This is a genomic window from Amycolatopsis nalaikhensis (assembly GCF_030264295.1).
Lineage (GTDB): Bacteria > Actinomycetota > Actinomycetes > Mycobacteriales > Pseudonocardiaceae > Amycolatopsis > Amycolatopsis nalaikhensis.
This window is the reverse complement of the sequence record NZ_CP127173.1, coordinates 396,249-414,154: the sequence shown is the minus strand read 5'-3', so window position 1 is coordinate 414,154 and position 17,906 is coordinate 396,249. Positions and strand designations below refer to the sequence as shown.

At 71.4% G+C, this 17,906-nt stretch carries 17 protein-coding genes and 1 pseudogene; 4 read left to right on the top strand and 14 right to left on the bottom strand.

Annotation, left to right across the window (positions count from 1 at the left end; genetic code table 11):
• Nucleotides 1–7 precede the first annotated feature (7 nt).
• Both QP939_RS02060 and QP939_RS02055 read left to right on the top strand, forming a co-directional pair.
• Entirely contained in the window at nucleotides 8–796 is a 789-nt protein-coding gene (locus tag QP939_RS02060; RefSeq protein WP_285454780.1) for an arginase family protein, read from the top strand.
• A 165-nt stretch (nucleotides 797–961) separates the two neighbouring features.
• Nucleotides 962–2,237: pseudogene (locus tag QP939_RS02055) on the top strand (IS701 family transposase).
• Nucleotides 2,238–2,252: 15 nt separating this feature from the next.
• Here the strand turns inward: QP939_RS02055 and QP939_RS02050 are convergent.
• Together QP939_RS02050 and QP939_RS02045 are read right to left on the bottom strand one after the other, a co-directional pair.
• Nucleotides 2,253–2,612: a GntR family transcriptional regulator gene (locus tag QP939_RS02050; protein WP_285454779.1), complete on the bottom strand. Its 360-nt coding sequence runs from the start codon at nucleotides 2,610–2,612 to the stop codon at nucleotides 2,253–2,255.
• On the bottom strand, nucleotides 2,609–3,304 hold the full coding sequence (locus QP939_RS02045) for a hypothetical protein (protein WP_285454778.1): 696 nt from the start codon (nucleotides 3,302–3,304) through the stop codon (nucleotides 2,609–2,611). Before QP939_RS02045 ends, QP939_RS02050 begins: the two co-directional genes overlap by 4 nt.
• Nucleotides 3,305–3,610: 306 nt before the next feature.
• On the opposite strand from QP939_RS02045, the gene QP939_RS02040 reads away from it, so the two are divergent.
• Nucleotides 3,611–4,888 carry a PucR family transcriptional regulator gene (locus QP939_RS02040; RefSeq protein WP_285454777.1) on the top strand — a complete coding sequence of 426 codons (1,278 nt, stop codon included), beginning with the start codon at nucleotides 3,611–3,613 and terminating at the stop codon, nucleotides 4,886–4,888.
• 156 nt (nucleotides 4,889–5,044) lie between these two features.
• On the opposite strand, the gene QP939_RS02035 is transcribed toward QP939_RS02040, so the two are convergent.
• Nucleotides 5,045–6,466: a DUF6801 domain-containing protein gene (locus QP939_RS02035; RefSeq protein ID WP_285454775.1), complete on the bottom strand. Its 1,422-nt coding sequence runs from the start codon at nucleotides 6,464–6,466 to the stop codon at nucleotides 5,045–5,047.
• Between the two features lie 79 nt (nucleotides 6,467–6,545).
• Nucleotides 6,546–7,184: a DUF6801 domain-containing protein gene (locus tag QP939_RS02030; RefSeq protein ID WP_285454774.1), complete on the bottom strand. Its 639-nt coding sequence runs from the start codon at nucleotides 7,182–7,184 to the stop codon at nucleotides 6,546–6,548.
• Between the two features lie 383 nt (nucleotides 7,185–7,567).
• Between QP939_RS02030 and QP939_RS02025 the strand changes: the two genes are divergently transcribed.
• Nucleotides 7,568–8,470 carry an RCC1 domain-containing protein gene (locus QP939_RS02025; protein ID WP_285454772.1) on the top strand — a complete coding sequence of 301 codons (903 nt, stop codon included), beginning with the start codon at nucleotides 7,568–7,570 and terminating at the stop codon, nucleotides 8,468–8,470.
• 42 nt (nucleotides 8,471–8,512) lie between these two features.
• Here the strand turns inward: QP939_RS02025 and QP939_RS02020 are convergent, their stop codons facing one another.
• The 10 genes from QP939_RS02020 to QP939_RS01975 all read right to left on the bottom strand — a co-directional run bounded on the left by QP939_RS02020 (nucleotide 8,513) and on the right by QP939_RS01975 (nucleotide 17,905).
• Nucleotides 8,513–9,154 carry a hypothetical protein gene (locus QP939_RS02020; protein ID WP_285454771.1) on the bottom strand — a complete coding sequence of 214 codons (642 nt, stop codon included), beginning with the start codon at nucleotides 9,152–9,154 and terminating at the stop codon, nucleotides 8,513–8,515.
• A gap of 74 nt (nucleotides 9,155–9,228) precedes the next feature.
• Nucleotides 9,229–10,026: a hypothetical protein gene (locus QP939_RS02015; protein WP_285454770.1), complete on the bottom strand. Its 798-nt coding sequence runs from the start codon at nucleotides 10,024–10,026 to the stop codon at nucleotides 9,229–9,231.
• Nucleotides 10,023–10,526 (bottom strand): Rv1363c family protein, encoded by a 504-nt coding sequence (locus QP939_RS02010; protein ID WP_285454769.1) that lies wholly within the window; start codon nucleotides 10,524–10,526, stop codon nucleotides 10,023–10,025. The genes QP939_RS02015 and QP939_RS02010 overlap by 4 nt, the downstream gene beginning before the upstream one ends.
• A complete protein-coding gene (locus QP939_RS02005) occupies nucleotides 10,514–11,710 on the bottom strand; it encodes an MCE family protein (RefSeq protein WP_285454767.1) in 1,197 nt (398 codons plus the stop codon). The genes QP939_RS02010 and QP939_RS02005 overlap by 13 nt, the downstream gene beginning before the upstream one ends.
• Nucleotides 11,710–12,771, bottom strand: a complete 1,062-nt coding sequence (locus tag QP939_RS02000; protein WP_285454765.1) for an MCE family protein — start codon at nucleotides 12,769–12,771, stop codon at nucleotides 11,710–11,712. Before QP939_RS02000 ends, QP939_RS02005 begins: the two co-directional genes overlap by 1 nt.
• Complete coding sequence (locus QP939_RS01995; protein ID WP_285454764.1) at nucleotides 12,768–13,802, bottom strand: MCE family protein; 1,035 nt, start codon at nucleotides 13,800–13,802, stop codon at nucleotides 12,768–12,770. Before QP939_RS01995 ends, QP939_RS02000 begins: the two co-directional genes overlap by 4 nt.
• Nucleotides 13,799–14,791, bottom strand: a complete 993-nt coding sequence (locus tag QP939_RS01990; protein WP_285454763.1) for an MCE family protein — start codon at nucleotides 14,789–14,791, stop codon at nucleotides 13,799–13,801. The genes QP939_RS01995 and QP939_RS01990 overlap by 4 nt, the downstream gene beginning before the upstream one ends.
• Nucleotides 14,788–15,792: an MCE family protein gene (locus QP939_RS01985; RefSeq protein ID WP_285454762.1), complete on the bottom strand. Its 1,005-nt coding sequence runs from the start codon at nucleotides 15,790–15,792 to the stop codon at nucleotides 14,788–14,790. Before QP939_RS01985 ends, QP939_RS01990 begins: the two co-directional genes overlap by 4 nt.
• On the bottom strand, nucleotides 15,789–17,063 hold the full coding sequence (locus QP939_RS01980; RefSeq protein ID WP_285454760.1) for an MCE family protein: 1,275 nt from the start codon (nucleotides 17,061–17,063) through the stop codon (nucleotides 15,789–15,791). Before QP939_RS01980 ends, QP939_RS01985 begins: the two co-directional genes overlap by 4 nt.
• Nucleotides 17,060–17,905, bottom strand: coding sequence for an MlaE family ABC transporter permease (locus tag QP939_RS01975; RefSeq protein WP_285454758.1), 846 nt, complete (start codon nucleotides 17,903–17,905; stop codon nucleotides 17,060–17,062). The genes QP939_RS01980 and QP939_RS01975 overlap by 4 nt, the downstream gene beginning before the upstream one ends.
• Nucleotide 17,906: the final 1 nt, after the last annotated feature.

Sequence of the window (17,906 nt, the reverse complement as noted above, 5' to 3'; positions counted from 1 at the left end):
TCGGCGGATGCTGATCAACGCGGTACCGCAGCGGCAGGGCGCGGCCGGACCGCGCGCGGCCGACCTGCCCGACGGCTGTGTGGCCCTGTCCGAGCTGGCCGGGCACGTGCTCGGCCGCCCCGTGCACCACGTCCGCCAGACCCGCGCGGTGTCCGAAGTGGACCGTGGGGTGTTTTCGCGCGCGGTGCTGACGGGCCCGAACCGGGCGGCGCAGCTGGCGGCGTTGGAGGCACCTGGCGGGCCGGTGCTGACGATCGGCGGCGACTGCGGCGTCGAGCTGGTCCCGATCGGCGTCGCGCGGTTCCGGTACGGGCCCGGGCTGGGCGTCGCGTGGTTCGACGCCCACGCGGACCTGAACACCGCCGAAACGTCGCCGTCGGGGGCGTTCCACGGGATGGTGCTGCGGTCCCTGTTCGGCGAGGGCGACCCGGAGTTCGCGGCCGATCCGGCGTTGACGCCCGGCAGCGTGGCTTTGCTCGGGACGCGGGTGTTCGACCCGGAGGAGCGGGCGGCGGTCGCCCGCGGGCTGGCCGTCGAGTCGGTGGAGGCGTTGACCGGCGTGGAAAGGCTGTACGTGCACGTGGACCTCGACGTGCTGGACCCGTCGGAGTTCGCCGGGCTCAACTACCCGGAACCCGGCGGCTGGACGATCGACCGGCTGGTCTCGGAACTGGCGGCCCTGGCGCGGTTCGAGGTCGTCGGCGCGGGCATCACGGAGTGCGTGGGCACGCCCCGCGAGGTCGAGGTGCTGGAGCCGGTCCTGTCCGCGCTGGGTCACCTTCTCGTGAGTGTTTAGGGCGGTTCTAATACTCCAGCTGTAGTTCGTGATCTTGCTGGAGGGGGCCGGTGAGATGGGTGCGGCCACCACGTGATCATGGTGTTTGTGAAGACAACTCAAGATCATGTGGTGGCCGCGGCTGCCAGCGTAGACCCTGCGGGGTGGCAGTCGCTGCTGGGTGAGATGTTCGTGCGGGTGGGGCACCGGTTCGCGCGGGTGGAGTCGCGTCGCCGCGCGGGGCGGTTCGTGCAGGGGCTGCTGGCCGGGCTGGTTCGGGTGAACTGCTGGACCATCGCCGAGGCTGTCGGGGACACGACCCCGCATGGGATGCAGAACCTGCTCTCGCGCGCGAGCTGGGACGTGGACGGGGTTCGTGACGACCTGCGCGAGGTCGTGGTCGAGCAGCTGGGTGATCAGGATGCGATGCTGGTCATCGACGAGACCGGCGACCTGAAGAAGGGCACCGAGTCGGTCGGAGTCCAGCGGCAGTATACGGGCACGGCGGGCCGGATCGAGAACTCGCAGATGTCGGTGTTCCTGACGTATTCCACCCCGGCCGGGCATACGTTCATCGACCGTGCAGCTCTACCTGCCTGAAAGCTGGGCCGAGGACCCCCGGCGCCGGGACCGGGCCGGAGTGCCCGCCGGGACCCGGTTCACCACGAAATCCCGGCTCGCGTTGGCCATGATCACCCGGGCGCTGGACGCGGGCGTGCGGGTGGGGTGGGTGACCGGGGACGAGGCTTACGGCAAAGACGCTGCCGGCCTGCGTGATCCGCTCGAACAACGCGGACAGGCCTATGTGCTGGCCGTGGCCTGCGACCATCGCATTCCCGGGCCCGGCAGGCAGAGCGTGCGAGCTGATGAGCGGGCGGCCGCGCTGCCGAAACGGGCCTGGCAGAAGCTCTCCGCCGGAGCGGGCGCGAAAGGCCGGCGCTACTACCTGTGGGCCCGCATCCGGCTGCACCCCGCGGGCACCACCGGTTATCACTGGATCCTGATGCGCCGCAACCGGCGCACCGGGGAGACTGCGTTCTACCGCTGTTACAGCCCCCGCCGCGTCTCGCTGGCCAAGCTCGCCCGCGTTGCCGGGCGTCGCTGGACGATCGAGGAAACCTTCCAGACCGGCAAAGAACTCACCGGCCTGGACGAGCACCAGGTCCGCACCTGGACCTCCTGGTATCGCTGGACCACGCTGGTCATGCTGGCCCACGCCTTCCTCGCCATCGCCGCCGCCCATGCCCGCCACACAAAACCGCATGAGGGCCTGATCCCGTTGACACGCAACGAGATCAGGCACCTCTACGCCCAGCTCATCCTCAAGCCAGCCCGCCGCGTCGCCGACATCCTGGCCTGGTCCACCTGGCGCCGACGACACCAACATCACGCCCGGCAAAGCCACTACCAGCGACGACACGAAAACCCAGCACCCGATCACGAACTACAGCTGGAGTATTAGAACCGCCCTGAACACTCACGACCAGGCCGCGCGGACCGCCTCCAGGGCCGTGTCCAGGTCGGTGCCGAGGTCGCGGGCCTGGGTCGCGTAGGACGTCGCGGCGGAGCGGAGCACGGCCGTCGGGTCCGGGCGGGTCGGCGGGATCGTGACGACCGTGCCGCGGGCGCGGGCCGTCGCCACCCAGCCCGCCGCCTCCAGCTCGCGGTACGCCCGCGCCACCGTGCCCGACGCCAGCCCGAGGTCGCGCGCCAGCTGGCGGATCGGCGGCAGCCGCGTCCCCTCGGGCAGAGCGCCCGCCGTCGCCGCGCGGACGATCTGGTCGTGCACCTGCCGCCAGGGCGCGACGCCGTTTTCGGTGTCGACGACGATCTTCACGCCGACGCCGGTTGCCGCCGGATCGGGGCGACGACCGCCAGGAACGCCGCCACCCCGGCCGCCACGGCCAGGAACGAGCCGAGGTTCTGCACCGGCCCGCCGATCGCGGCGCAGGTCGCGATGCCCAGCCCGATCGCCACCCGCGCACTGCGGCGGCGCAACGCCAGGTCCGCACGCGGCTCGCCGACCGCCGGGCGCCGCAGCGCCAGCAGCGCGATCGCCCACGAAACGACGGCGGCGCCCGCCGACACGGCCAGCAGCGTCCAGCGGCCGGTCAAGGCGAGGCTCACCAGCGAACCGGCGACGGCCAGCCCGCTCAGCACCAGCGCCCAGGCCGGAACGAGGTCGAGCAGCGTCCGGCGGGTGAGGACGGCTTCGCGGCGCGGGCCGCGGGACGGCCGTTGCGCCAGCAGTTCGGCGATCAGGCCGCCGAGCAGCACCGTCGTGACGATCGTGCCCGCGGTCGTGTCGCCCAGCGCCGGCGGGATCGCCAGGAACAGCCACGGGTACCAGAGCCGTCGCCGCTTGAGGTAGTGGACGGCGAGCGCGATCTCGGCGTCGTCCGGATCAGGCACGCCCCAGCGTTCGAGCAAGCGCTTACCGTGTTTCGCGCCCGGCCAGAGCACGATCAGGATCGCCAAGCCGATCAGCCCCGTCAGGAGCGCCACCCCGAGCACGTTGTCCCATGCCATGCCGGACCTCCTCGCTTGTATCAAGCACATGATACAAGCGAATACCGGTAACCGCCGCGCGGGAGGCTCGTTGAAGCCTTCGTCCCTTCGTACGCATGTGCACGGGCAAACGGCGGGGTACTTGTCAGCCAAGCGCAGCCCGGCCTGGTGAACTTGTCACAAACCTGACAAGAAATCGGTTTCCCTTCGAAGGGGTGACACGTTCGGGGCTACTTTTTCGATGTGTCCGTTGTCACCCCGCTTCAGGTGCGGGGTGCCCGGTCGCTGTGCGGTGCCGGGGTCCCGGGGCGGAGCGAAGGAGCTGCGATGTCGGTGGAGCGCGGATTCGAACACGCCGCCCCGCCCGCCGCCCTGCCCCGCAAGCTCGCCGACATCCTGCGCCCCGAACTGGCCAGCCTCGCGGCCGAGATCGTCGACGAGATCCGCGCGACCATCCCGGCCTACGCGCGTCCGCTCGACGGGCCGTACGGCAAGTCGATCCGGGCCGGCGTCGAGTACGCGATCACGCTGTTCGTCGCGCAGATCGCCGACCCGACGGTGTCGAAGGAGCAGTCCCACGAGGTGCACCACCGCCTGGGGCAGAACGAAATGCGCGAAGGCCGCAGCCTCGACACGCTGCAGTCGGCGTACCGCGTGGGCGCGCGCGTCTCGTGGCGGCGGATCATGCGCGTGGGGCGGAGAAGCGGGCTCTCGTCGGCGGTGATGTCCCAGCTGGCCGACGCGATGCTGGCGTTCATGGACGAGCTCGCCTCGGTCGCGCTCGACGGGTACCTGGAGGCGAAGGCGCGCACGGCGGGAGCGCTCGACACGTGGCGCCGCAAGCTGCTGCACCTGATCCTCGAGACGCCGCCGGCGTCGCCCAAGGCGATCGCGGAGCTGGCCCAGCTGATCGGCTGGCCGGTGCCGACGGAGGCGACCCCGGTGGCGGTCTGCCCGGCCGACGGTGTCGCCCCGGCCCGCCGCCACGCGGGTCTCGACGCCGACATCCTCGCCGAGCTGGACACGCCCGACCCGAAACTGGTGGTCCCCGGCGAGCTCGGCGGCGCCCGCTTGGCGACGCTGCAGGTGGCGCTGCCGGACTGCCGGTTGTCGATCGGCCCGTGCGTCCCGCTGGCTTCGGTGGCGGATTCGCTGCGCTGGGCCCGGAACGCGCTGCAGCTGGCCGAGCGCGGGGTGCTGACGCCGCGGCCGGTGCTGCGGGCCGAGGAGCACCTGGCGACACTGCTGGTCAACTCGGACACGGGCCTGGTCGGCACGCTGCGGCACCGGTTGTTCGCGCCGCTGGCCGACATGACGGGCAAGCAGCAGGAACGGCTGCTGGAGACGCTGCGGGCGTGGCTGGACAGCCAGGGCAACGTGGTGGAGATCGCGGAGCGCCTGGGCGTCCACCCGCAGACGGTCCGGTACCGCATGCGCCAGCTGCAGGCGACCTTCGGCGAGAGCCTCCGCGACCCGGCGGCGCGCTTCGAGATGGAGCTGGCACTGCGCGCGGGGGCGGCTCCGTTGCCGTTGCGGTACCCGGTGAGCGAGCTGCTGCCCTCGCCGCGGTCGGGTGGTTCGCGTCCACAGTGGACGCCCAGCTAGGTCGGGACGCCGTCGATCGGCACGTCCGGCTGGAACCGCCGCCGTCTCGGGGAAGGTCAGCGAGCCATCAGCGCCGGGATCCCCGGAAACGTGCACCGGTACCCGAGTACCGCAGGGCCGCCGCGACGGCCGCTCGCACCTTCGTCGTGCTCCCCCTCAGTTCGGTTTCTTGACCGCCTTCTTCGCCGCGGCGGCCGCCGAGCCTGGCACCGGCGGGTCGGAGCCCGGCGGGCACTGCGTGTGGTCCGGTTCGGTGCACGGCACCAGGTTGTAGGTGTCGACGAACGCCTGGTTGCCGCCGCCCGAGCCCATGCCGGTCAGCAGCGGGCTCAGCCGCTGGCCCCCGGCGCCGCACCCGCGGAACGCGGGCAGCTCGAAGCCCTTCTCCGGGTCGGTGCGGATGTGCCCGACGCTGAACGGGTCGTACGGGCCGCTCAGCTCGAGGGACACCGGCTTCGCCGTCACGCAGTCGGGGCCGAGGTCGAGCGGGACGCCGTTGACCTTCGCGTCGCTCAGCCGGGCCATCACCGTCAAGCTCGTGCGCAGGTACGTCTCGCCTTCGGGCGTGTCGTACAGCGAGCCGCTGATCTCGATGACCTTGCTGTCGCGGTAGTCGAGGGGCAGGAACTCGACCGTCGCGGTCACCGGCACGAACCCGAACCCGAGGAACGTCGTGGTCGCCGGCTTGAACAGCGTCGACCCGGTCACGCGGCGGTCGATGATCTCGAACGTCTCCGAGTCGACCGTCAGGATGAACAGCCCGTTGATCAGGAACGCGGGGTCGCTGACGACCTCGGCGCCCAGCTTGGCCACGGTCGACTTCGTCAGGACGCTGACCAGGCCCAGCGGCGTCGGCGGCAGTTCGAGCGGGTCGGCCAGCGCCTCCTGCGCGGTCACCCCGCCCGGGCCCGGCTTCGGCTTCGCTTCCTTGCCCGGCACGGTCTTGGGCAGGACCAGGATCTTGCCCAGCGTGGCCGGCTGACCGGCGTCGAGGGTGCACGCGATCGGCGGCGCCGCCGGGGTTTCCGCCGCGTCGGGTGCGGGGACCGCCGCGAGCGTGAGCGCCGGGGCGGTGACATCGAGGGTGACCGGGCCGACGGTGTTGATCGCGATGTCCGGCACCGCGCCGGTCGCGGTGAGGGTGACGTCGCCGGTCTCCGGCAGCGCCGTGGGCGCCACCGTCAGCGCGACCGGGACCGTGTCCGCGCGGTCGCTCTGGTGCACGGCGATGGCCGTCTTCACGCCGCCTTGGAGCGACCCGCCGTCGGGAACCAGGGAAAGCGCGACGTCGCGGGGGAGTGTCAGCTTCGCGGAGAACTCGCGGATCGTCGCCGCGGCCCCGGTTTTCGCCTGGGCGGGCAGCGTCGCCGACGTCTCGACGGTCAGCTGCCGCGGGCCGAGCGGATCGGCGAAGGGGCAGGTCACCGAGACCGACGCCGCCGCCTTCGTGTCCGGCGGGACCGCGGGGGCCGGCGCGGCCGAACCGACGCCGGTCAGCGCGCCATTCGCCGCGGACAGGAGGCCGGCGGCCGCCAGCGCGGTCACCGTGACGGAGCGGGGCCGGACTCGACGGGGCATCGGGTTCCCTGGGGTGCGTGCGGAAGCGGGACGGGGGATCCCGGTGCGGGCCCGGAGGCACCCGCACCGGGAATCCCGGTCAGGAAACGGTGATGCTCGGGCTGAACGCGGTGTTCTGCGCCGGGCTGGTCACCTTGAGGGTGCAGTTCATCGTCCACGGCGCCCAGACGCCGGTGGACTTCTTGTGGAACTCCAGGTTCGCCGACAGCGAGCTCGTCAGCGACAGCGTGGCCGAGCCCGCGGTGGCCGGCGCGGTCCAGTCCGGGACGCTGGACGTCGCGACCTGCGAGATGTTCACCGTGATCGGCCCGGTCGGCGGGTAGATCACCTCCGGGATGTTCAGCCCGGTGGCCGCCGGCTGCGACAGCGTGCCCGCGGACGCCGTGACCGGCACGGTCGCCACACCCCGGATGCCGTCGTAGCCGACCGCGGTCAGCAGCGAGTGCACGGCGGCGGTGATCGACGCCGTGCCGCCCACGTTGGCCGGGGTGACGGTGGAGCCCGCCGCGACGACGTCCGGCGCGTCCAGGTGCGCGGTGATCGCGACCGGCTGCGGCGAGATGCCGGGGAAGGTGCAGTTGTAGGTGATCCCGGCGGTCCCGCCGGCGGAGTAGGTGACGGTGGCGGCGGCCGCGGTGCCCGCGGTGAGCACCGCGATGGCGCCGATCGCGGTGGCGGTGGTGGCGATACCGGCGGACAGCCTGCTGAGTCGGGACATACCTGTCATCTCCTTTGATTCAGTTCAGTCTCGGCTTTGGCTGATCGATTTCTCGCCGCCGTTGATCCCCCATCGCGTTCGCCTGGCCCCATTGCCCCGAGCGGCGGGACGCGATTCACCGACGTGCGAGGTGGAGGTCCATCTGCCGAAATCGAGGCTACTCGCCAGTTCAGTACGGAACAAGGCTTCCGGTCCCGCCCGGGTGAGGCCGCGAACGTTCTTGTCCGGATTCGCGCAGGGCCGTCGCCGGATTTGGCGGATCGTGACAAAGAACGGCGGAAGCGGCGATCACCGTCTACCATTTGTGATCTTGCGGGGGCAATCACCGATAACGAATCCGGAGAAATGAGGCTACCGTGCCCGGTTCTGCACGTCGTGGACGAGTGTCATTCGCGTGTGCCGCATTCGCGCTGACCGCGGTCGCGGCTCTTGCCCCGCCGGCGTCGGCGGCCACGGCCGGCGGCGTCGTCGCCTGGGGCAAGCCGGACTACAACGTCACGATCCCGCCGCCCGAGGCGCTGACCGGCGTCACCGCCGTGTCCGCGGGCAGCACGACCGCGCTGGCGCTGAAGGGCGGCGCGGTGCTCGCGTGGGGCGCGAACAACTGGGGCGCCAACGAAATCCCGGCCGCGGCGACGTCCGGGGTCAGTCAGATCGCGTCCGGCTGGGGGCACGAGCTGGCGCTCAAGAACGGCAAGGTCCTGGCCTGGGGCAACAACTGGTACGGCCAGACCACGCTACCGGCGTCGGTGGCCAGCGGCGTCATCGCGATCTCGGCGGCCAACATGCACAGCCTGGCGCTGAAACAGGGCGGCCAGGTGGTGAGCTGGGGCTCGCGCACCGACGTGCCCGCCGCCGCGCAGTCCGGCGTGACGGCGATTTCCGCGGGCGGCGACCACAACCTGGCGCTCAAGAACGGCGGCGTGCTGGCGTGGGGCAGCAACACCTACGGCCAGACCACGGTGCCCGCCGGGCTTTCCTCGGGCGTGACGGCGGTGTCCGCCGGGTTCCAGCACAGCCTGGCGCTGAAGGGCGGCCGCGTCTACGCGTGGGGCCGGAACAACTACCTGCAGGCCGACGTCCCGCCGGAAGCGCTGTCGGACGTCGTCGGCATCGACGCCGGGTTCAACCACAACCTGGCCTACAAGGCCAACGGGGACATCGTGGTCTGGGGTTCGAACATCGTCGGCGAGTCGACGCCGATCACGTGCGGGCCGGTGTTCGCCGTCTCGGCCGGGGACAACGACAGCTTCGTGCTGAAGGAAGACCCGAACGCGCCGTGCTGAGCCGGGCGGGTGGCGGACCGGGGGCCCGCCACCCGCGAACGGTCAGGCGTCGCTGGCCAGGTCGAGCGAAATCGTGTTGCCCGGCCCGGAAACCAGGGCGCCGAGGGCGATGTCGGCGACGAAGCAGTTGGTGAACTCGGGGATGGTGTAGGTGCCGGTCACGGTGATGGCCGGCGCGGTGATGTCGATGTCGTGCGCGGACAGCGTCAGGTCGAGCGGGGTCTTCGTCTTGCAGCTGCCCGGCACGGTGGGCAGCGGGAAGATCGGCACGATCGGGCCGGCCCAGATGTCATAGATCTCCATGGTGGCGGTCGCGTGCGTGGTCAGGTCGCCGTCGGCGATGGTGCCGGTGGCCGGGCCGAGCGGGGTCACCTTGACCTTGGCCTTGATCCGGAAGATGCCCGCCAGCAGGGAGATGTCGGCCTGCGACGGCGGCAAGGAGAGGTCGGCGCTGAGCCCGACCGAGCCGGTCTGGTCGTCGATGAGCAGGTTGCCCTTCAGCGTGCCGGGGCCGAGCTTCATGGCGCTGCCGGTCTTCTTCACCGTGGTGGAGCCGGTGACCTGGTAGGACACCGGGATCGGGATGACCTCGGCCGACGCGGGTGTCACGACGACCCCGGTCAGCGCGACGGCGGCCGCCGACGTGAGCACGGCCAGTCTCCTCAGCTGCGTTGCCACGGACATGGTTGTTCTCCCTTTGCGTTTCCCGTCCGTTCCCGGGTGTTCCCGGAACGGTTCTCGCTGATTCGGGCGTCGGTTCAGCGCGGTTCGAGAGCCGTGATGAACCAGGTGCCGCCGGTGCGTTCCGCGGTCACGGAAAGCTGCGCGGCGGCGCTGTCGGTCGCATTGTTGTCGGCCCGGACGGCTGATTGATCGAGAAAGACGAGTAACCGCGCGTGGTCACCGGCGAGTTCCTGCACGGCGATCGCCGAAACGCGCGAAGTGAGGACGAGTTTCTGTGCGGGCGCCTTCTGCCGGACTTGCGCGAAGAGCTTGTCGTAGGAATCTTTCGCCGAGCCCCGCAGGACGGCGGCGGCCGCCTTTTCGGTGACGTCGGTGCGGTCGTAGGAATAGGAGAAGACGCGGTTGATCGCGAGGGTGACGGCGGAGGTGACATCCGCGGTGGCCCCGACATCGGTGAGGGCCAGGTTCGCGGCGGCCGGGTTGGCGGCGGTGGCGCGGGCTTCGAGGGTGAACCAGGTGCCCGCGCCGGTCAGGAGGATGGCCGCGGCCAGGAGGAGGGTGGGGAGGCGGCGCCAGGCTGGGCGGGGTTTGGCGGGGGAGGGGGCGGGCTCGGCCTCGGCGGCTGCGGGGTCGGGCTCGGCCACCGGTTCGGCTTCGGCCGCCGGGGATTCGGGCTCGGCTGCGGCTTCGCTTCCGGCGGCTGCGGCGGAGGTCTGGGCGCGGGCGGCCGGGTCGCTCGGCTCGGCGGGCTGGCTTCCGGCGGTGGCGGCCGCGGCCGAACCGCCCTCGTCGGCCGCGCGGCCGGGGGTGGCTTCGGCGGAGTCGGGCTCGACCTCGGCCGAGCCTCCCGCTAATTCGGTTCTGCTGCTCATCGACTCCCCACCGCCAGCTGGTCGAGCGCGCTCAGCTTCCACCCCTCGGGCGTCCGGCTCAGCGCCGCCGCGAAGCGGTTCCGCTTCACCGCCGGAGCCGCCCCATCCTTCGCCATCGTGATCTCCACCGAGGCCAGCATCTTCGCCGTCCCGGCGTGCTCGTCCAGCTCACTCAGCGCCGCGTCCAAAACCCGCCCCGTCGACACCGTCGCGTTCGCCGCCAACGCCTGCTTCGTCTGCGCGTCGGTCCGGGCCAGCTGGTCGTGCAGCGGCCCCGTCGACGCCGCCATCCACCGCGCCAGACCGCCGTTGACGTCGTGGTAGTCCAGGCTGTTCAGCTCCGCCACCAGCGTCCGGCCGCTCGCCAGCGCCTCGTCGCGCGCCGCTCCGTACGTCACCGCCGGCTCGTGCGCCGCCGCGTACCAGGACCAGCCTGACCAGCCCGCGAACACCGCCGCCGCCACGCACGCTCCCGCCGCTCCGTACTTCAGCGCAGCCACAGCATCTCCTCGAGGCTCGTCGACGTCGCCTGCGTGCCGATCTCCAGCGGGCCCACCGGCACCGCGTCCGGGACCGGCGGGTGCGGGGCGTTCTGGACCCCGCGCACCGAACTCTCGTCGCCGTACGGCAGCGTGCACGCCGCACCCGTGTTCAGCGGCAACGGCGAGAGGTCCGTGCTCGGGCGGTGCGCCGTCCCCTCATAGCCCTGCAGGCACGGCGGTGGGTTGTCGAAGTTCAGCACCAGGCCCATCCGCAGCTCGTGGCGCTGGTCGTCGACCGCCGACCCGACCGCCGCCACCGCGCGCGGCACCTCGGCCAGCAACGTCTCCTCCGCCGCCGTCCGGGTGCCGAACACCCGCGCCGTCGTCAGCAAGTTGGCCAGCACGATCGGCAGGCCAGGGTCGTTCTCCTTCAGCAGCGCAGAAAGCTCCGTCGCCGCCGGGGGCGCGGCCGCGATCAGGCGCCGCAGGTCGCCGTCCGACTTCGCCAGCTGCTGGGCGAACACCCGGGCGTTGCCGCTGAACGAACGCCACTCCGCCGACGAGTCGACCTGCGTGCGCAGCACCGTCGCGCCGTCGCCGATCAGCTTCGCCGTCTGCGGCAGGTGCGCGTTCGCCTGCTGGGTGAACTCCGTCGCCGAGTCCAGCAGCGTCTGCAGGTCCGGGCCCGCGCCGCGCAGGGCGTCGTCCAGCTCGTCGACCACCGTGCGCAGGTCCTGCGTCGGCACCGACGCCGTGAACGAGTCCAGGTCCGTCAGCAGGCTGTTCACCGGCAGCGGCAACGTCGTCGACTCGCGCTGGATCACCGAGCCGCCGGTCAGGAACGGGCCGCCCGCCGTGCGCGGCTGCAGGTCGACGTACTGCTCGCCGACCGCCGAGCGGTTCGCCACCACCGCGCGGGAGTCCGCCGGGATGGGCGGGGCGTCGTCGTCGATCAGCAGGTCGGCTTCGGTGCCGGTGACGGTGAGCCGCAGCTCCCCGACCCGTCCGACGGCGACGCCGCGGTAGGTCACCTCGCCGCCTGCGAACAGGCCGCCGCCTTCGGCCAGCTCCAGCTTGACCGTGTAGGCGCCGGAGCCGAACAGCCGCCCGAGCCCGGCGTAGTTCGCGCCGACGAACGCCGTCGTGGCCAGCGCGATGACGACGAACAACACCACTTGGACCCGCACCCTGCGCGTCAGCATCATCGGCCTCCCGACGGGATCGGGAGCGGCGGCAGACCCGGCGGCACGCCCTCACCGGGCTTGGGCAGCGGCACGCCGGGCGCCGGGATCATCGACGCGTAGGCGTTGATGTAGTCGCCCTTCACCGCGGGGAGCACCGAGTCCGGGAAGGGGAACGTCGGCAGCATCTGCAGCGACTGCGGCAGGTCCTCCCCGGCCGCGGCCAGCTGCCCCAGGATCGGCGCCAGCGCGCGCAGGTCCGCGACCAGGTCGTCGCGGCTGCGGTCGACGACGTCGGTGGCCACGGTCGAAAGCCGGTCGAGCGCCTGCAGCATCGAGACGAGCTGGGTGCGCTGGTCGGTGAGCGCCCGCAACCCCGGCGTCAGGTCGGTCAAGGCGCCGGAGACCTGCTCGTGGCGGTTCGCCAACGTCGCCGAGAGCCGGTTGAGGCCGTCGAGGGCTTCGGTGATGTCCGAGCGGTGCGCGTCCAGGTCGGTCATCAGGGTGTCCACTCCGGACAGGAACGAGCGGATCTGCTCCTCGTTGCCGTCCATCACCTTCGACAGCTCGCGGTTGATCGTCTGCAGCTGCCCGATCCCGCCGCCGTTGAGCAGCAGCGAAAGCGCGCCGAAGATCTCTTCGAACTCGGGGTTGCGGTTGGTGCGGTCCACGGTGATCGTGGCGCCGTCCGCCAGCCGCGCGGTCCCGGCGGTGGGCGCCGCGCCGTCCGGCGGGGCCAGCTCGACGAACTTCTCGCCGAGCAGGCTGGACTGGCGCAGCCGCGCGATCGCGTTCGACGGCAGGACGACGTCGCCGTTGACCTCCAGCACCGTTTCGGCCGTCCAGCCGTCGCCGCCGAGCCGGATCTCGCGCACCCGCCCGACCGGGACGTCGCCGACCTTCACCGCGGCCTGCGGCACGAGGTCGAGGACGTCGGTGAACTGCACGGTCACCGAGTACGGGTGGTCGCCGACGTCGGCGCCGCCGGGCAGCGGCAGGTCGTAGACGCCCTTGAACTCGCCCGAGGAGCAGCCCGCGAGCAGGAGGCAGCCGACGGCCGCGGTGGCGAGGACCCGTTTCACCGCCCACCCCCGGTGGTGTAGACGTCGCCGGTCACCGGCAGCGGCAGTGGCGTGAGGTAGTAGTCGAGGTTGCCGCGGCCGAGCAGCCGTCCGGTGTCCGGGTCGACCGCGTTGAGCACGTTCTGCACCGCCAGCGGGGCGGCGTCGAGCGTGCCCGCGAGCGCCGCGCGCTGCTCGACGAGCGTCCGGGTGGTCGTCACCAGGTTGTCCACATTGGCCTTGAGCGCGCTCCGGTTGTCGCGGATGAACGCCTGGACGTCGGCGAGCGCCCGGCCGAGGCCTTCCAGGGCCTTCGCCAGTTCGCCGCTGTTGGCGGCCAGGGTGCTCGAGATCTGCGAGAGCTGCTGGTTGACGTCGCCGACCTGCTGGTCGTTGGTGGCCAGCATGGTCGTGAACTGCTGCAGCTCGTCGACGGTGCCGAACAGGTCGCTCGAGTTCCCGGCCAGCGTGCGCGCCAGCTGGGCGAAGTTGCGGACGCTGTCGTTGAAGGCGCGGCCGTTGCCCTGCAGGTTCCGCGCCCCGGTCTTGAGCAGGTCCGACAAAGCGCCCTGGGAGTTGGCGCCGTCCGGGCCGAGGGCCTTCGACAGCGTGTCGAGGCTCGCGTAGAGCTGGTCGAGTTCGACCGGGGTCGCGGTGCGCCGCACGGGGATCGACGCGCCGTCGGGCAGCCGCGGCCCGCCGCGGGCGGGCTTGGCGAACTGGACGTACCGGTCGGCGACGACGCTGGGCGCGATCACCAGCACCGTGGTGTCCTCGGCGATGCCGACCGAGCCGTCGATCGTCATGTCGACCTGCACCTGCTCGCCGCGCGGGGTGACCGCGTCGACCTGGCCGATCCGGACGCCGAGGACGCGGACGTCGGACCCGGCGTAGACGCCGACCGCGCGGGTGAAGTACGCCGTGACGCGGTGCTGTCCGGTGCCCGAGAACACCCACCACAGGGCCGCGGTGACGACGAGGGCGAGCAGGATCGCGGCGGCGACGAACCGGCTCGTCAGGACACCGGCGCGGGTCGTGGTCAGCGCGCTCACTTCGTCCCTCCCGGGTTCTTCGGCACGGTGCACGGATCGTGGTTCTCCGGCAGGAGCCCGCAGAGGTAGGCGTCGATCCAGCGGCCGTTGCCGGTCGTGTTGGTGACGACGCGGAAGTACGGCCCGGCCAGCCGCAGGCCCTTGGTCAGGTTGTCGTTCTGCCGCTTGAGCAGGTCGGTCACCTGGTTCAGCGCCTGCAGCGCGGGTTTGAGCTGGTCGTTGTTGTCCTTCACGAGCCCGCTGAGCTGCTCGGCCAGCCGCGCCGAGCCGGTGAGCAGGTCGTGGATGGCGTCGCGGCGCCGGTTCAGTTCGGTGAGCAGGAGGTTCCCGTCGTCGATGAGCTGTTCGAAGTCGTCGTTCGAGTTCGCCAGCGTCGTGGTCAGCTTCCGCGCGTTGGCCAGGAGTTCGGCGATCTGGCTGTCGCGGCTGGACACCGTCTTCGACAGCTGGGACAGGCCGTCGAGCGCGCTGCGGACGTGCTCGGGGGAGTTGCGGAAGGTGTCCGACAGCGTGGTGAAGCTGTCCGCGAGCTGCTTGGTGTCGATCGCGCCGACGGTGTCGGCCAGTCCGTTGAAGGCGTCGGTGACGTCGTAGGGCGTGACGGTCCGGGTGCGCGGGATCGGCCGGTCCGGGTCCTGGACGCCGTCGCCGGTCGGGTTCAGCGCGAGGAACTTGCGGCCCAGCAACGTCTTGATCTTGATCTCGGCGGACGTGCGGTCGCCGACCCAGGCGTTCTTGACCCGGAAGGTGACGAGCACGTGGTCGTCGGCGAGGGCGACGTCGCGGACCTCGCCGACCTTGATGCCCGCGATCCGGACCTCGTCGTCGGGCTGCAGGCCGGCGGCCTCGGAGAACTCGGCTTCGTAGGTGGTGCCGCCGCCGACGATCGGCAGGTTGTCGTAGTTGAAGGTGACGGTCAGCAGCGCGGCCAGCGCGACGCTGCCGATCGCGCCGAGGACGATCGGGTTGCGCTCCTTGAAGGACTTCACGACTCGCACCTCGGCGTCGGGACGTACACACCGCGCGGGGGCGTGGTTTCGAGCGTGGCGCGGCAGAGGAAGAAGTTCATCCACGTCCCGTAGGAGGCGACCCGGCCGATTTCGGTGAACTTCACCGGCAGGTTGGTCAGGAAACTGTCCACATCGGACTGGTTCTGCACCAGGCCGCCCGCGAGACCCTTCAACCCGGCGATGCTCTCCTTGAGCGGCGGCCGGGCCTGCTCGAACAGCCCGGCGGTGGACTGCGTGAGGGCACCGATCCCGCTGATGGCGTCGCCGATCGCGGCGCGGTCACCGGCCAGCCCGGACACCAGCTGCCGCAGCGTGGAGACGAGGTTCGCCAGCGCGTCGCCCTTGCCGTTGACCGTCTTCAGCACCGAGTTGAGGTTGCCGATGACCTCGCCGATCACCTTGTCCCGCCCGGCGAGGGTGGTGGTCAGCGAGCCGGTGTGGGCGAGCAGGCTCTCGACGGTGCCGCCTTCGCCCTGCAGCACCTGGACGATCTCGCCGGACAGCTCGTTGACGTCGTTCGGCGAGAGCGCCTGGAACAGCGGCTTGAAGCCGTTGAAGAGATCGGTGAGGTCGAGTGCGGGTGTGGTTCGCTCCAGGGGGATCTCGCCGCCTTCCGGCAGCTGCTCCCGGGTGCCGGTGCTGCCGCGTTCGAGCGCGACGTAGCGCTGGCCGACCATGTTGCGGTACTTGATGACGGCCTTGACGTCGGCGGGCAGCCGCCGCCCCTGGTCGAGGGAGAAGCCGACGAGCGCCCGGTTGTGGTCGCTGATGTCCAGGGACTCGACCTGGCCGACGCGGACGCCGGAGATGCGGACGTCGTCGCCGACGTTGAGCGAGGTGGCGTCGAGGAACTTCGCGGTGTAGCGCTCGGTGGCGCCGACGCCGGTGTTCGTGATGGACACCGCCAGCAGCGTCGTCGCGAGGGCGGTGACGGCGATGAAGATCAGGCTCTTGATCAGCGGGGCGGCGACGTTCCTCACTTGAGCTTCACCTCCGTGCCGCGGTAGAGCGGCCCGACGAGCACGCTGCTCCACGCCGGGACGTCGGCGGTCGGCACGCCGATCGACGGCGCCACGAGCGTGGCCAGCAGCTGCTGCTCCTGCGGGGAGTTGGCGACGCCGAGGTCGCCCTGCCCGCCGGTCAGCAGCGGGTGCCCGGTGCTGCCGGGTGCCGCGGCGGCGGTGCCGGTCGTCGGGGCGACGCCGGAGGGGTAGCACCGCGGCTCGCCGCCGCCGGTGAAGCGCGGGTCGTCCCGGCCGGGCAGGTACTTGCCGCTGTCGGCGGTGACGGCGACGTCGGCGTGCAGGCCCGGCTCGCCCGTGCCCGCGCCGAGCACCTTGTCCATCGATCCCCTCAGTGCGTTGAGCGAGGCGAGGGTGCAGGCGAAGCTGGGGGAGTACTTGGCGGCGACCTCCAGCGGCGCGCGGCTGTCGGCGGCCAGGGAGATGAGGGTGTCGCGGTTGTTCGCCAGGAAGGTCGTGACCTCCTGGGACGACGACGTCACCTGCTGGTAGACCCCGGCGAGGTCGGCCTGCTTCTCCTTGACGGTGTTCAGCGTGACGGCGGAGTCGGTGAGCGCGTCGAGGAGGTCGGGCGCGATGTCGCCGTAGAGGTTCGAGACGGTGGCGAGGTCGCGGATGTCCTCGGTGAGCTGCGGCAGGTTCGGATTGAACTCCTTGAGGTAGGACGCGGCGGTGGACAGCGTCCGCCCGAGCTGTTCGCCGCGGCCCTCCAGCGCCGTCGACACCGCGGTCAGCGTCGTCGCGAGCTTCTGCGGCTGCACGGCTTGCAGGACCGGCAGCAGGTTGTCGAAGACCCGTTCCAGCTCGATCGCGTTCGCCGACCGGTCCTGCTGGATGACGTCGCCCGCGCGCAGGTGCGGCGCACGCGCACCGTCCGGAATGGACAGTTGCACGTACCGCTCGCCGAAGAGCGTCTTCGGGACCAGCAACGCCGAAACGTCGCGCGGCAGCATGTCCACCTTGGCCGGGTCGAGAGCAAGCGCTATCTCGGCACCGCGCGGCGTCGCCCGGACCTCGCGGACCTCGCCGACGAGCACGCCGCGGGCCTTGACCTGGCCGCCCGCCTGCAGCTGGTTGCCGATGCGGCTCGCCTCGAGCGTCACCGGGACCGTGCTGACGAAGTCCTTGTCGTACACCTTGATCGAGAGTGTCACGAGCACGCCCATCACCACCAGGAACAGCACGCCCGCGGTGCGGATCCCGGCCTTGCGGCGGGTTTCGCGTCTCATCCGGCCACCTGCACGGTCGTCGTCGCGCCCCAGATGGCCAGGGACAGGAAGAAGTCGAGCACGCTGATCGCGACGATCGCGGTGCGCACCGCGCGGCCGACCGCGACGCCGACCCCGGCCGGGCCGCCACTCGCACGGAAGCCGTAGTAGCAGTGGGCCAGCACCACGACGACGCTGAACACGAGGACCTTCCCGAACGACCACAGCACGTCGCCGGGCGGCAGGAAGAGCAGGAAGTAGTGGTCGTAGGTGCCCGCGGACTGGCCGAAGAACCAGACGGTGATCTGCCGCGAGGCGAGGTAGCTCGACAGGAGCCCGATCGCGTAGAGCGGGATGACGGCGAGGAACCCGGCGATCACCCGCGTCGTCACCAGGTACGGGACGCTCGGGATGCCCATGACCTCCAGGGCGTCGATCTCCTCGGAGATCCGCATCGCGCCGAGCTGCGCGGTGAAGCCGCAGCCGACGGTGGCGCTCAGGGCGAGGCCGCTCACCAGCGGCGCGATCTCGCGGGTGTTGAAGTAGGCGGAGACGAACCCGGCGAACGCCGACGTCCCGACCTGGTTGAGCGCGGAGTAGCCCTGCAGGCCGACGACCGTGCCGGTGGCGACGGTCATCCCGATCATCACGCCGATCGTGCCGCCGATGACGGCGAGCGCGCCGCTGCCGAAGCTGACTTCGGCCAGCAGGCGCACGATTTCCCGCAGGTAGCGGTGGAGCGCGCGCGGGATCCAGGCGATCGCGCGGAGGAAGAAGAGGATCTGGTCGCCGAGGGTGTCGAGGAAGCCGAACCGGCGGTCGACGGCCTCGCGGACTCTCGCGGCCGGGGTGGTCGTCACCATG